Origin of the sequence: Novosphingobium sp. SG754 (assembly GCF_013149315.1) — a bacterium.
GTDB lineage: Bacteria > Pseudomonadota > Alphaproteobacteria > Sphingomonadales > Sphingomonadaceae > Novosphingobium > Novosphingobium capsulatum.
Genome location: NZ_JABGCC010000003.1, coordinates 368,628 through 382,570 on the forward strand (window position 1 = coordinate 368,628; position 13,943 = coordinate 382,570).

Below are 13,943 nucleotides of genomic sequence, written 5' to 3' on the forward strand. Positions count from 1 at the left end.
TACTCGTGAGTAAACAATAGTCCGGTCAGTATCCATGATTCTCGACGAAACCCAGACCGCCGTGCGTGACATGGTCCGCGCCTTTGCCCAGGATCAGCTGCGCCCGCACACCCGCGCGTTCGAGGAAGCGGGTGGCTATCCCCCCGACCTGTTCGCGCAGATGGCACAACTGGGCCTGATGGGCATGACCGCGCCGGAAAGCGAAGGCGGCGCGGGGCTCGATGCAGTGTCCTATGCCCTGGCGCTGATCGAGATCGCGGCCGGGGATGGTGCGCTTTCAACCATCGTCTCGATCCACAACAGCCTGATCGTGGCCGGCATCCTCGCCTATGGCAGTGCCGCGCAGCGCGAACGCTTCCTGCCCGATCTTGTGGCCGGACGCGCCACGGGCGCCTTTGCCCTGACCGAGGCCGACGCCGGATCGGATGCGTCGGCGCTGCGCACGCGGGCCACGCGGGTGGAGGGTGGCTGGTCGCTCAACGGCGCCAAGCAGTTCATTTCCAATGGCCGTATCGGCAAGGTGGCGATCGTGTTTGCTGCCAGCGACCCGGCCGCCGGCAAGAAGGGCATTACCGCCTTTCTCGTGCCGACTGACAGCCCGGGCTATGTGGTGGACAAGGTGGAGCACAAGCTGGGGCAGTGGGCATCCGATACCTGCGCGATCCGGTTCGACGATGTGTTCGTGCCCGATGACATGGTGCTGGGCGCGCCGGGGCAGGGCTATCGCATCGCGCTGTCCAACCTGGAGGCCGGGAGGATCGGCATTGCCGCGCAGTGCATCGGCATGGCGGACGCCGCGCTGGCCATCGCTGTGGCCTATGCCAGGGATCGCAAAAGCTTTGGCCAGCCGATCATTGCCCACCAGGCCGTGGGCCACCGCCTGGCCGACCTGGCCGCGCGGCTGGAGGCGGCGCGCCAGCTGGTGCTGCACGCCGCTGCGGTAAAACAGACCGGGGCACCCTGCCTGCAGGAAGCCTCGATGGCCAAGCTGGTCGCCTCTGAAACCGCAGAGGCGGTGGTTTCCGGCGCGATCCAGACGCTGGGTGGCTATGGCTATCTCGAGGAATACGGCGTGGCCAAGATCTATCGCGATGTGCGGGTGTGCCAGATCTATGAAGGCACATCGGATATCCAGCGCATGGTGATCGCACGGGCCCTGGCTGGATGACTGGGGCGGGATAGGCGCGCTAGTGTTTCGGCCAGTGCGGCCGCGCGGCAAAGCATCCTAAAGACAACAGCAAATCGACAGAGTTCGGGAGACAGGTTCATGGATATCAACGGCCTTGCGGCCATCGTTACCGGCGGCGCATCGGGCCTGGGTGCCGCGACAGCAGAAATGCTCAGCGCGCGCGGTGCCAAGGTGGCATTGTTCGATCTCAACGCGGCAGCCGGAGAGGCCAAGGCAGCCGAAATCGGCGGCCTGTTCAAGACGGTGGACGTGACCGATGAAGCATCGGTGAGCGATGCTATCGCCCAGGCCGAAGCCGTGCACGGCAAGGCGCGCATCCTGGTCAACTGCGCAGGGATTGCCCCGCCAGCCAAAGTCTTGAGCCGCGATGGCAGCCCGCTGCCGCTCGCTGATTTTGCCAAGATCATCAACATCAACCTGATCGGCACGTTCAACGTGTTGTCCAAGTTTGCCGCGCGCATCTTTGACGCTGAACCGCTCGATGCCGATGGCGCGCGCGGGGTGATCGTCAACACTGCCAGCGTTGCCGCGTTCGATGGCCAGATCGGCCAGCCGGCCTATGCCGCCAGCAAGGGCGGCGTGGCTGCCATGGCGCTGCCGATCGCGCGTGAACTGGCCCGCTTTGGCATTCGCGTGAACACCATTGCGCCGGGCATCTTCTGGACGCCGATGCTCGCCAGCCTGCCGCAGGATGCACAGGATTCGCTGGGGCAGCAGGTGCCGTTCCCCAGCCGCCTGGGCCAGCCGGCCGAATATGCCAAGCTGGTGGAAGCGATCGTGGGCAATGCCATGCTCAATGGCGAGGTTATCCGCCTCGACGGCGCGATCCGCATGGCCCCGCGCTGAGCGCGCAGACACCAGACCAAAAGCACAAGGAGAGGGTGATGAGCGGGATCGGCATGGCAGCGGCGCAAGACCTGGCGCGCAAGGTGGAAACCTTTGTGCGCGAGGTGGTCGCGCCCTATGAACAAGACCCGCGCCGCGACCATCACGGCGCGCCGACCGATGCGCTGGTGCATGAACTGCGTGAAAAGGCCCGTGCGGCCGGCGTGCTGACCCCGCATATCCTGCCCGATGGCGGCCATCTGACCCAGCGCGAGACGGCGGTGGTGCTGGCCGCCAGCGGTCTTTCGCCGCTGGGGCCGCTGGCCTGCAACACGGCCGCGCCTGATGAAGGCAATATGTACCTCCTGGGCAAAGTGGGCGACGCTGCGCTGCGCGAGCGTTTCCTCAAGCCCATGGTCGAAGGCCATGCGCGATCGGCCTTTTTCATGACCGAGCCGGCCGAACTGCAAGGCGCCGGGTCTGACCCGTCGATGATGATCACCATGTGCCGCAAGGATGGCAACCACTGGGTGATCAATGGCACCAAGTGCTTCATCACCGGGGCCGATGGCGCGCAGGTGGGCATTGTCATGGCGCGATCGGAAGAGGCCGACAGCGCGGGCGGGGCCTGCATGTTCCTGGTCGATCTGCCCGATCCGGCGATCCGCATCGATAATGTGCCCAATACGATCGACAGCTCGATGCCGGGCGGCCATGCCACGGTCACGATCGACAATCTGCGCGTGCCGGCCGACCAGATGCTGGGCCAGGCGGGCGAAGGGTTCAAATATGCCCAGATCCGCCTTTCGCCCGCGCGCCTGTCGCACTGCATGCGCTGGCTGGGCGCCTGCCAGCGCGCCAACGAGATCGCCAGCGACTATGCCAACCGCCGCATGGCCTTTGGCAAGCCGCTGATCGATCACGAGGGCGTCGGCTTCATGCTGGCCGAAAACTTGATCGACCTGAAGCAGGCGGAATTGATGATCGACTGGTGCGCCAGCGTGCTCGATACCGGCAGCCTGGGCACGGCCGAAAGCAGCATGAGCAAGGTGGCAGTGTCAGAGGCGTTGATGCGCGTGGCCGATCGCTGCGTCCAGGTGATGGGCGGCACCGGCGTGACCGACAAGACCATCGTGGAGCAGGTGTTCCGCGAAATCCGCGCGTTCCGCATCTATGATGGCCCGACCGAAGTGCACAAGTGGAGCCTGGCCAAGAAGATCAAGCGCGATTGGAAGCAGGCCCATGCGCACTGAGCAATCGGCACCGCCCGCGCAGCTTGATGCGGCGCAGATTGCCCAAGCCAATGCCGGCGTCGGTGCGGTGCGGACCGCGCTGGACGAACAGGCGCTGGCGGCGTGGCTTTCCGCCCATGTCGCGGGCTTTGCCGGGCCGCTGCGCGTGGCGCAGTTCAACGGCGGCCAGTCCAACCCCACCTATCGCCTGGAAACGCCCGCGGCGCGCTATGTCTTGCGGCGCAAGCCCCCGGGCACCGTGCTGAAGGGCGCGCACGACGTGCTGCGCGAGGCGCGGGTGCAGCAGGCCCTGGCGGGAAGCGATGTGCCGGTGGCGCGCATCCTGGGCGTGTGTGACGACGATGCCGTGATCGGCAGCGCGTTCTATGTGATGGACATGGTGGATGGCCGCGTGTTCTGGGACGCGAGCTTTGCCGAAGTGGCCAAGGACGAGCGCGCTGCCTATTTCGACGAGATGAACCGGGTGATCGCCGCCCTGCACGGGGTGGATCATGTGGCTGTGGGGCTGGGCGATTATGGCAAGCCCGGCAACTATTTCGCCCGGCAGATTGGCCGCTGGACCCGGCAATACCTGGAAGACGAACTGGCGGGGCGCGATCCCGACATGGATGCGCTGGTCGCCTGGCTGCCCACGGCCATTCCCGATGATGACACGACCACCCTGGTCCATGGCGATTTCCGCTGTGACAACATGATCTTTCACCCGACGGAGCCGCGCGTGCTCGCCGTGCTCGACTGGGAGCTTTCGACGCTGGGGCATCCGCTTGCTGATTTTGCTTATCATGCGATGATGTATCGCATGCCGGGCGATATCGTTGCCGGGCTGGGTGGGGCCGATCCGCAGCCGCTCGGCCTGCCGAGCGAGGCGGACTATATCGCCCGCTATTGCGCGCGCACCGGGCGGGCGGGCATTGCCAATTGGGATTTCTATGTCGCGTTCCAGTTCTTTCGGCTGGCGGCGATCTTTCACGGCATCAAGGGCCGCGTGCTGCGCGGCACGGCGGCCAATGCCCAGGCGGCGCAGCGCGCGGAAGCCTTTCCGCGCCTGGCCCGGCTGGGGCGCGAAGCGATGGAGGCCTGCGCATGAGCGACGATCTGGTTCTGGTGGAGCGCCGCGGCGCGGTTGCGATCGTGACGCTCAATCGCCCGGCGGCGGGCAACACGCTCGACATGCCCACGGCCACCCGGCTGGAGCAGGTGGTGGCGAGCGTGGCGGGCGATGCCAGCGTGCGCTGCGTGGTCCTGACCGGGACGGGCAAGCTCTTTTGCGGCGGCGGTGACGTGGGTTCGTTCGGCCGCGCGAGCGAGGGGCCATCGGCGTTCCTGTTTGCCCTGGCCGGCTCGGTGCATCGTTCCGTGCTGGCCCTGGCGCGCATGGGCAAGCCGCTGGTCACGCTGGTCAATGGCCCGGCCGCCGGCGCCGGGTTGAGCCTGGCGATCCTGGGCGACGTGGCCTTGGCCGCGCCCTCTGCGCATTTCACCGCGGCTTATGGCATGGTGGGCTTGACGCCCGATGGCGGGATGAGCTGGACCCTGCCGCGCGTGGTGGGCCTGCGCCGCGCGCAGGAGATCATCCTGACCAACCGCCGCATCGGCGCCGAGGAGGCCGCGCAGATCGGCCTGGTGACCCGCGTGGTGGCGGCAGAGACGCTGCTCGACGAAGGCCTGGCGGTGGCCGAGCGCCTGGCCCAGGGGCCGGTTGGCGCGATTGCCGGCGCGCGCGCCCTGCTCGCGGCCAGCATGCAGAACGACCTGGCCACGCAGCTTGACCTGGAAGTGGTGCGCATTGCCGATGCCGGCGCCGGGGCCGAAGCGGCCGAAGGCATTGCCGCATTTGCCGAACGGCGTCCGCCGCGCTTCACGCCCTAAAGTTCAGCCCCGTTTCCCAATCCTGGCCACGGCGCGTCCCGTTAGGGACGGCGCTGGGCCGTGCCGTTTCGATGTGAGGTGCAATCATGGCGATCAAGACCCGGATTACGCAGCTTTTGGGCATTGCCCACCCCATTGTGCAGGGGGGAATGATGTGGGTGGGCCGCGCCGAACTGGCGAGCGCGGTATCCAACGCCGGGGGGCTGGGCATCCTGACCGCGCTGACCCAGCCGACGCCCGATGATCTGCGGCGCGAGATCGACCGCTGCCGCACCATGACCGACAAGCCGTTTGGCGTGAACCTGACGATCCTGCCCTCGGTCAGCCCGCCGCCCTATGCGGAGTATCGCCGCGCGATCATCGATAGCGGGGTCAAGATCGTGGAAACCGCCGGGCACAACCCACGCGAGCATATCGAGGATTTCAAAAGCCACGGCGTGACCGTGCTGCACAAGTGCACCGCCGTGCGCCATGCCGTTTCTGCGCAGAAGATGGGCGTGGACGTGATCAGCATCGATGGCTTTGAATGCGCGGGCCACCCCGGTGAGGATGATATCCCGGGCCTGATTCTGATCCCTGCTGCGGCCGACCAGATCAGCATTCCGATGCTGGCCAGCGGCGGCATTGGCGACGGGCGCGGGCTGGCTGCCGCGCTGGCGCTGGGCGCCGAAGGGGTGAACATGGGCACGCGGTTCTGCGCCACGGTGGAAGCGCCGATCCACGATGCGATCAAGCAGTTGCTGGTGGCCAACAGCGAGCGCGATACACGCCTGATCTTCCGCCGGTTTCACAACACCGGGCGCGTCGCGGCAACGCCAGTGTCTGATCGCGTGGTCGAAATCTCGGCCCGGCCCGAGGCGGTTTTCGAGGATATCCGCCCGCTGGTGTCAGGCGCCAAGGGGCGCGAGGCGCTGGAAACCGGCAATGTCGAGGCCGGACTGGTCTGGGCCGGGCAGGTGCAGGGCCTGATTCACGATATCCCGACTTGCGCGCAGCTGCTCAGCCGCATGGTGGCCGAGGCCGAGGACGTCATCCGTGGGCGGCTGGGCGGGTTCCTCGCCTGAGCCTTTCCGCGCGCCCGGATCACCGCTGGTTGCACGCGGGAACGGCAATACAAGAATTTAGGGGTGGTTGGCGCGGATCGCCTGCCATAGTCGTGGCCCGGCCATGACCACGCCGATCACCCACGCCGTTGACTCGCTGACCGAAAAGGAAAGGCAGGTGTTGCGTCTGATGGTGCGCGGGCACGATGCCAAATCGATCGCCTGCCGCCTCGATCTTTCGGTGCACACGATCAACGAGCGCCTGCGGGATGCACGGCGCAAGCTTGCGGTGTCGAGCAGCCGGGAAGCGGCGCGGCTGCTTTTCGATGCCGAGGGAGAGCCCCCCAAAAATTCAGGGGACAGCGAATTGGGGGAAGCCCCGCACCCCGGCGATATGGAACAGCCTGGCTTGGCCGGACGAATGGCTCGTCGCGGCTGGATCAAGACAGGAAGTATCGCCATGTCATTGCTGATGGGACTGGCCGCGCTTGTGGCGCTGCCGCTGATGAATGCATCGTCAGATCCGCAACCCGCCGCCACGGTCGAAACCAGCGATCCCGCGATTATCGCCACGGCACGCCGTTTCCTCGAGCTTGCCGACCAGCACGACTGGGCCCAGACCTATCGCATGACCACGATGCGTTTTCGCAAGGCCAACACGCAGCAGGTCTGGGCGAACGTTTCGGAAAAGGTCCATGCCGACCTGGGCATGGTGCAATCGCGCCAACTGCTCAGCGAACAGAACCTGCCCGCACCCCCTAACGGCTATGAAGTGGTGAAATTCCGTAGCCACTTTGCGAAGAAGGGCGAGGTGGTGGAGACGGTCACGTTGGAACACGTCGATGGCGCGTGGCAGGTGGCAGGCGTGACAGTGGGCTGAACCTAGCACGCCAGGGTTCCGTTACCGCTGGCTGCGCGCTGCCAGCGCCAGGATCGCCTCTGCCTGCTTGAGGTGGGGGCGATCGATCATCCGGCCATCGAGTTGCACCACGCCCAGCGCGGGATCGGCGGCGAACAGCGCGACGACGCGGCGGGCGTGGTCGATCTCGGCCGGGGTGGGGGTGAAGGCCTGATTGATCACCGGCACTTGCGCGGGGTGCAGCGCCATCATCCCGGTAAAGCCATCGCGGCGGGCCCGCGCGGCATAGCGCGCCAGGCCGTCGAGGTCTGCCAGGGCGGGAAAGACCGTTTCGATTGCGGCCACGCCGGCCTTGTGCGCGCCGAACAGCGTCAGGCTGCGAACCAGTTCGTAGGGCGGGGTATAGCGGCCATCGTCCTCGCGCGCGGTGGCAGCGCCGATCGCGGCGGGCAGATCTTCCGCGCCCCAGGTCAGGCCGCACAGCGCCGCGCGCACATCGCCATAGCTGCCCAGTTCGAACACGGCGGCCGGCGTTTCGGTGGCAATCGGCAGGATCGGCACAGCCTGCGCGCCCATCATGGCCAGAAGCGTGCCGACGGTTTCCGCGCCTTCGGCCTTGGGCAGCATGATCCCGTCGGGTCGGCCGGGCAGCGCCGCCGCCAGATCGGCAGCGGCCATTCCACTGTCCGCCGGATTGATCCGCACGAAGACCGGGCATGGGCGCGGGCCGGCCAGATACTCGGCGACGGCGTCGCGTGCCCCATCCTTGGCGGCGAGCGCGACCGAGTCTTCCAGGTCGAGGATCATCGCATCGGCGCCGCTCGCCGCTGCCTTTGAAAAGCGTTCGGGCCGGTCGGCCGGTACGAACAGCAGGGAGCGCAGCTTCACGCGGGCGTTCCCGCGATGAGCGCGCTGCGTGTGCAGCGGCACACCACTTCGCCGCGCTGGTTGATCAGTTCATGCGCGAACGTGACGATGCCGGCGCCCGGGCGCGAGCGGGAGGGGCGCAGTTCCAGCACTTCGCTGGTGGCGTGCAAGGTATCGCCGATGAACACCGGCTTGGGCATGACCACTGCGTCATAGCCCAGGTTTGCCACCAGCGTGCCGAGCGTGGTTTCGCCCACCGAAAGCCCGACCATCAGCGCGAACGTGAACGTGCCGTTGACGAGGATCTGGCCAAACTCGCTGGCGCGCGCGGCCTCGGCATCAAGGTGCAGCGGCTGGGGGTTGTGTGTCATGCACGAAAACAGCAGGTTGTCGGTCTCGGTCACCGTGCGGCGGATCGGATGTTCGATCCGGTCACCCACCGCCCATGCATCGAAAAAGCGCCCGGTCATGGTTCAATCGTCCTGCTGGGTGATGCGCGCCAGCAGCGCATCGACTTGCACTTGCGCGCCCGCCTGGGTTTCGAGCGCGTCGACCACGCCATCGAACGGGGCAACCAGCGTGTGTTCCATCTTCATCGCTTCGAGGGTCAAGAGCTTTTGGCCCTTGGTAACGGTTTCCCCTTGCGTGACGGACACCGCGATGACGCGGCCGGGCATGGGCGCCAGGATCGCGCCGTCGCCGGCAGTGGCGCCGTCGCTCGGTTTGTGGTGCCAGGGTTCGAGCCGCCACACCTGCCCGTGTTCGCAGACCAGGGTGAACGGTGCCGGCGCGGTGGCGGCGCCAGCGAAGGCGATTTCAATGGGCGCGCCATCGAGCAGGAAATGCCCGGTGCGAACGGGCGCGGCATTGAGGCGCAGGCCTGGCGCCAGGCTGGGCGCGACGAGCCGCGCAGCGGCCTTGGCGAGGACCGCTGCCGAGGGGGCAAGCGGCTCTGCCAGAGCGGCGCCGTCGCGGCCGATCAGCCCGGTATCGACATCGCCGGCGACAAACTGCGGATGGTGCAGCAGGCGCGCGAGGAACGCGGCATTGGTGCGCACCGGCCAGACGGCCGTCTCGTCGAGCATCGCGGCGAGGCGCTGGCGTGCGTCTTCGCGGCTGGGGCCATGGGCGATGACTTTGGCGACCATCGGATCGTAGAACGGGCTGATCGTGTCACCCTGCGCCACGCCGGTATCGATGCGCCCGCCTTCAACCATCCCGAACTGCAGATGGTCCAGCCGGCCGATCGAGGGCAGGAAGCCCTTGGCCGGATCTTCGGCATAGAGCCGCGCTTCCATCGCCCAGCCGTGGATCGAAAGCTCGTCCTGGCGGCGGGGCAGCGGTTCGCCGCTGGCCACGCGGATCTGCCATTCGACCAGATCCTGGCCGGTGATCGCCTCGGTCACCGGGTGTTCCACCTGAAGCCGGGTGTTCATTTCCATGAACCAGATGCGGTCGGCGCGCAGGCCTTCCGAACCATCGGCGATGAATTCGATCGTGCCGGCGCCCTGGTAACCCACGGCCTGCGCCGCGCGCACGGCGGCCTGGCACACGGCGTCGCGCGTGGCTGCGTCCATGCCCGGCGCGGGGGCTTCCTCGATCACCTTCTGGTGGCGGCGTTGCAGCGAGCAATCGCGTTCGAACAGGTGGACCACATTGCCGTGCGCATCACCGAACACCTGCACTTCGATATGGCGGGGCGAGAGGATGTATTTCTCGATCAGCACATGGGCATTGCCGAACGAGGCGGCCGCCTCGCGCTGGCACGAGGCGAGCGCGTCGGCAAAGTCCTGCGGCTGTTCGACCAGGCGCATGCCCTTGCCGCCGCCGCCGGCCACGGCCTTGATCAAGACCGGATAGCCGACCTTGGCTGCTTCGGCCGCCAGGAATTCGGCATCCTGGTTTTCGCCCATATAACCCGGCGTGGTCGGCACGCCGGCCTGCTGCATCAGCGCCTTGGCCGCATCCTTGAGGCCCATGGCGGAAATGGCAGACGGCGGCGGGCCGATCCACACCAGACCGGCATCGAGCACGGCCTGGGCAAACGCGGCGTTTTCCGACAGGAAGCCATAGCCGGGATGGATCGCCTGGGCGCCGGTTTCGAGCGCGGCGGCGATGATCTTTTCACCCACCAGATAGGATTCGCGCGCCGCCGCCGGGCCGATGGCCACGGCCTGGTCGGCTTGGGCCACGTGCATGGCCTGGGCGTCTGCTTCCGAATAGACGGCCACCGTGCGCAGGCCCAAGCGACGGGCGGTGCGGATGATCCGGCAGGCGATCTCGCCACGGTTGGCGATAAGGATGGATTGGATCATGCGCGCTTACATCCGGAACACGCCGAAGGACGGACGATCGGCAAAGGGGGCTTCCAGGCAGGCTTCCAGCGCCAGGCCGACCACGTCGCGGGTCTGCACCGGATCGATCACGCCGTCGTCCCACAGGCGGGCGGTAGCGTAATAGGGATTGCCTTCGTCTTCGTATTTCTGGCGGATCGGCGCCTTGAACGCTTCGGCCTGCTCGGGCGTCCAACTCGCGGCGTCGCGGTGCACGGTGGCGAGCACGCTGGCCGCCTGTTCCCCGCCCATCACCGAAATGCGCGCATTGGGCCAGGTGAACAGGAAGCGTGGGCCATAGGCACGCCCGCACATCCCATAGTTGCCCGCGCCAAAGCTGCCGCCGATCAGCACGGTGATCTTGGGCACTTGCGCGGTGGCGACAGCCGTCACCAGCTTGGCGCCATGCTTGGCGATACCTTCGGCTTCATACTTGCCGCCGACCATGAAGCCCGAGATGTTCTGCAGAAACAGCAGCGGGATGCCGCGCTGGCACGCCAGCTCGATGAAATGCGCGCCCTTTTGCGCGCTCTGCGAAAACAGCACGCCGTTGTTGGCCAGGATTGCCACCGGCAGTCCGTGGATGTGGGCAAAGCCGCAGACCAGCGTGGTGCCGAACAGCGCCTTGAATTCGTGAAACTCGCTGCCATCGACGATCCGCGCGATCACTTCGCGCACATCGTAGGGCGCGCGCACGTCTTGCGGGATCACGCCGTACAGCCCCTGCGGATCGTGCAGCGGCGGGCGGCTCTCGCGGCGTTCTACCCGCGCGCGATCGGGCGCGCCTAGGTGCGAGACGATATCGCGCACGATCGACAGGGCATGTTCGTCGTTTTCAGCAAGGTGATCGACCACGCCCGACTGGCGCGCGTGGAGATCGCCGCCGCCGAGGTCTTCGGCCGAGATTTCCTCGCCCGTGGCAGCCTTCACCAGCGGCGGGCCGGCCAGGAAGATCGTGCCCTGGTCCTTCACGATCACGGTCTCGTCGCTCATCGCCGGGACATAGGCGCCGCCGGCGGTGCACGATCCCATCACGGCGGCGATCTGGGCAATGCCGGCCGCGCTCATCCGCGCCTGGTTGTAGAAGAACCGGCCGAAGTGATCGCGATCGGGAAACACCTCTGCCTGGTTGGGCAGGTTGGCCCCCCCCGAATCCACCAGATAGACGCAGGGCAGGCGGTTTTCCTGGGCGATTTCCTGGGCGCGCAGGTGCTTTTTCACCGTCATCGGGAAATAGGTGCCGCCCTTGACCGTGGCATCGTTGGCAAAGACCATGCACTGCCGCCCGGAAACGCGGCCAATCCCGGCGATGATGCCCGCGCCGGGCACTTCATCGTTATAGAGGCCATTGGCCGCCAGCTGGCCCACTTCGAGAAATGGCGAGCCAGGATCGAGCAGCCGCTCTACCCGGTCACGCGGCAAGAGCTTGCCCCGCGCGGTGTGGCGGGCGCGTGCGCGTTCATCGCCGCCCAGGGCTGCCTTGGCGACGCGGGCGCGCAAGTCTTCGGCCAGGGCGCGGTTGTGCGCGGCGCGCGCCTGCGCGTCCGGGCTGGCCAGATCGATGGCGGTGGGCAGGACCGGCGCGCTCATCCCTTAATTCCAATCAGTTCGCGGCCGATCAGCATGCGGCGGATTTCGTTGGTACCCGCGCCGATATCGAGCAGCTTGGCATCGCGCAGATAGCGTTCCACCGGCCAATCCTTGGTATAGCCGGCGCCGCCCAGCGCCTGGATCGCCTCGCCCGCGACGCGAAATGCGCTTTCGCTGGCGAGCAGGATGGCGCCGGCGGCATCGAACCGCGTGGTCTGCCCGGCATCGCAGGCGCGCGCCACGGTATAGACATAGGCCCGCGCCGATTGCAGCGCGACATACATATCGGCCACCTTGGCCTGCATCAGCTGGAACGTGCCGATCACCTTGCCGAACTGCTGGCGTTCGCGCACATAGGGGATCACCGTGTCGAGGCAGGCCTGCATGATGCCGATCTGCATGCCCGCCAGCACGACGCGCTCGTAATCCAGGCCGCTCATCAGCACGCCGACGCCCCCATTGACGGGCCCCATGACGTTTTCGGACGGCACGAAGCAATCCTCGAACACCAACTCGCAGGTGGGGCTGCCGCGCAGGCCCATCTTGTCGATCTTTTGCCCGATCGAGAAACCGGGCATGCCGCGCTCGATCAGAAACGCGGTAATGCCCTTGGCGCCGGCATCGGGCGCGGTCTTGGCATAAACCACCAGGGTATCGGCATACGTACCGTTGGTGATCCAGAACTTGGTGCCGTTAAGGCGGAAGCCACCATCGACTGCATCGGCACGCAGCTTCATCGCCACAACATCCGAACCGGCGCCGGCTTCCGACATCGCCAGGCTGCCAACGTGTTCGCCCGATACCAGCTTGGGCAAGTACTTGGCCTTTTGCGCGGGATTGCCCCAGCGGCGGATCTGGTTGACGCACAGGTTGGAATGCGCGCCATAGGACAGGCCCACTGCGCCCGATGCGCGGCTGACTTCTTCCACCGCGATGACATGGTGGAGATAGCCCAGGCCCAACCCGCCGAATTCCTCCTCCACGGTCACGCCATGCAGGCCGAGCGCGCCCATCGGCTCCCACAATTCGCGGGGGAAGCGGTCTTCGGCGTCGATCGCGGCGGCCAGCGGCGCGATCTGCTCGTCGGCAAAGCGGCCGGCGGCCTCGCGGATCATCTGGGCGTTTTCGTCCAGGCCGAAATCGAGTTCGGGGGTTGCACGCACGGCTTTGTCTCCTCTTCCCGCCCACTGTTTTCTGTGGCCATGATACCGCGCCGCTGGCTGCGCAGGAAATTGATTTTCGCAGCGGATTTACATAGAAAAAACCTATGTTGAAACGCAACCACCTGCGCCAGTTCCTGGCCATCGTCGAAACCGGCGGTATCAGCGCGGCTGCGCGGCGGCTGAACCTGAGCCAGCCGACGCTGTCGGCCGGCCTGGCCGAACTGGAGCGGCTGGTGGGGGCGCCCTTGCTGATGCGCGATCGCAAGCAGATCCGCCTGACGGCGGCGGGCACGCGGCTGCTCGCCCATGCCCGCACGATCGAGCGGGAGTTTCGCCTGGCTGAAACCCCGGCGCAGGACCTGGCCCCGGTGGCCGCGCCGCTGCGCCTGGGCGTGTTGGCCTCCTTGCCCGGCCGGGCGCTGGTGCAACTGGCGCACGATATGCAGGGCACGCGCCCGCTGGTGCTGCTGGAAGGCAGCGATGCCGATCTGCGCCGCCGCCTGGGCGAAGGGCAACTCGATGCCATTCTCACCCTGCTGCATGGCGCGCCAGCGGAAGGAGCGGTGGTGGAAGAAAGCTATGCCATGTTGCTGCCGCAGGGCCACGCGCTGGCCGCGCGCACCATGGTCAGCGCGCTGGACCTGGCGGCCGATGTCATGGTGGCGCGGCGCAGCTGCGAAATCTTGGGCGAAACCAGCCGCTTCTTCACCGCCCAGGGCGTGCGGCCGCATTTCCTGCTGCGCAGCGCTAACGAGGAACGCTGCATGGATCTGGTGCGGCAAGGGCTGGCGGTGACCACCGGGCCGGTGAGCCTGGCCGGCGATGGCGTGGTGGCGGTGCCGCTGGCCGGCTATGATTTCCGCCGCCGGCTGGGCCTGGTGGGCGGCGGCCAGGCGCTGGACCCGGCACTGGTGGCAAGTTGGGGCCGGCTGGCCGCCAGCTGGGCATGATC

13 protein-coding genes are annotated in these 13,943 nt (G+C 66.9%); 8 read left to right on the forward strand and 5 right to left on the reverse strand.

The features are described 5' to 3' along the window. The first annotated feature begins 34 nt into the window (after window positions 1-34). The 7 genes from FHW97_RS09645 to FHW97_RS09675 all read left to right on the forward strand — a co-directional run bounded on the left by FHW97_RS09645 (window position 35) and on the right by FHW97_RS09675 (window position 7,059). Window positions 35-1,168, forward strand: coding sequence for an acyl-CoA dehydrogenase family protein (locus FHW97_RS09645; RefSeq protein ID WP_171798805.1), 1,134 nt, complete (start codon window positions 35-37; stop codon window positions 1,166-1,168). A gap of 99 nt (window positions 1,169-1,267) precedes the next feature. Then, window positions 1,268-2,035, forward strand: a complete 768-nt coding sequence (locus tag FHW97_RS09650; protein WP_171798806.1) for an SDR family NAD(P)-dependent oxidoreductase — start codon at window positions 1,268-1,270, stop codon at window positions 2,033-2,035. A 38-nt stretch (window positions 2,036-2,073) separates the two neighbouring features. Continuing rightward, window positions 2,074-3,267, forward strand: a complete 1,194-nt coding sequence (locus FHW97_RS09655) for an acyl-CoA dehydrogenase family protein (protein WP_171798807.1) — start codon at window positions 2,074-2,076, stop codon at window positions 3,265-3,267. Next, entirely contained in the window at window positions 3,257-4,354 is a 1,098-nt protein-coding gene (locus tag FHW97_RS09660) for a phosphotransferase family protein (RefSeq protein ID WP_168352310.1), read from the forward strand. Before FHW97_RS09655 ends, FHW97_RS09660 begins: the two co-directional genes overlap by 11 nt. Next, the gene (locus FHW97_RS09665; protein WP_168352311.1) at window positions 4,351-5,136 is read left to right on the forward strand and encodes an enoyl-CoA hydratase/isomerase family protein; all 786 of its coding nucleotides are present in this window, start codon (window positions 4,351-4,353) and stop codon (window positions 5,134-5,136) included. The genes FHW97_RS09660 and FHW97_RS09665 overlap by 4 nt, the downstream gene beginning before the upstream one ends. Before the next feature lie 86 nt (window positions 5,137-5,222). Further along, on the forward strand, window positions 5,223-6,200 hold the full coding sequence (locus tag FHW97_RS09670; RefSeq protein ID WP_169048359.1) for a nitronate monooxygenase family protein: 978 nt from the start codon (window positions 5,223-5,225) through the stop codon (window positions 6,198-6,200). Window positions 6,201-6,303: 103 nt separating this feature from the next. After that, window positions 6,304-7,059 carry a DUF4019 domain-containing protein gene (locus tag FHW97_RS09675; protein WP_107715334.1) on the forward strand — a complete coding sequence of 252 codons (756 nt, stop codon included), beginning with the start codon at window positions 6,304-6,306 and terminating at the stop codon, window positions 7,057-7,059. 21 nt (window positions 7,060-7,080) lie between these two features. On the opposite strand, the gene FHW97_RS09680 is transcribed toward FHW97_RS09675, so the two are convergent. From FHW97_RS09680 to FHW97_RS09700, 5 genes are read right to left on the reverse strand one after another with little or no spacing between them, the layout of a single operon-like run. Then, on the reverse strand, window positions 7,081-7,926 hold the full coding sequence (locus tag FHW97_RS09680) for a CoA ester lyase (protein ID WP_171798808.1): 846 nt from the start codon (window positions 7,924-7,926) through the stop codon (window positions 7,081-7,083). After that, window positions 7,923-8,375 (reverse strand): MaoC family dehydratase, encoded by a 453-nt coding sequence (locus FHW97_RS09685; RefSeq protein WP_171798809.1) that lies wholly within the window; start codon window positions 8,373-8,375, stop codon window positions 7,923-7,925. Before FHW97_RS09685 ends, FHW97_RS09680 begins: the two co-directional genes overlap by 4 nt. Window positions 8,376-8,378: 3 nt before the next feature. Beyond that, window positions 8,379-10,220 carry an acetyl/propionyl/methylcrotonyl-CoA carboxylase subunit alpha gene (locus FHW97_RS09690; protein WP_171798810.1) on the reverse strand — a complete coding sequence of 614 codons (1,842 nt, stop codon included), beginning with the start codon at window positions 10,218-10,220 and terminating at the stop codon, window positions 8,379-8,381. Between the two features lie 6 nt (window positions 10,221-10,226). After that, a complete protein-coding gene (locus FHW97_RS09695; protein WP_062784097.1) occupies window positions 10,227-11,828 on the reverse strand; it encodes a carboxyl transferase domain-containing protein in 1,602 nt (533 codons plus the stop codon). Continuing rightward, the gene (locus FHW97_RS09700; RefSeq protein ID WP_171798811.1) at window positions 11,825-12,991 is read right to left on the reverse strand and encodes an isovaleryl-CoA dehydrogenase; all 1,167 of its coding nucleotides are present in this window, start codon (window positions 12,989-12,991) and stop codon (window positions 11,825-11,827) included. The genes FHW97_RS09695 and FHW97_RS09700 overlap by 4 nt, the downstream gene beginning before the upstream one ends. 104 nt (window positions 12,992-13,095) lie before the next feature. Here FHW97_RS09700 and FHW97_RS09705 point away from each other — a divergent pair, with 104 nt between their 5' ends. Next, the gene (locus tag FHW97_RS09705; RefSeq protein ID WP_168352318.1) at window positions 13,096-13,941 is read left to right on the forward strand and encodes a LysR family transcriptional regulator; all 846 of its coding nucleotides are present in this window, start codon (window positions 13,096-13,098) and stop codon (window positions 13,939-13,941) included. The last annotated feature ends 2 nt before the right edge of the window (window positions 13,942-13,943 follow it).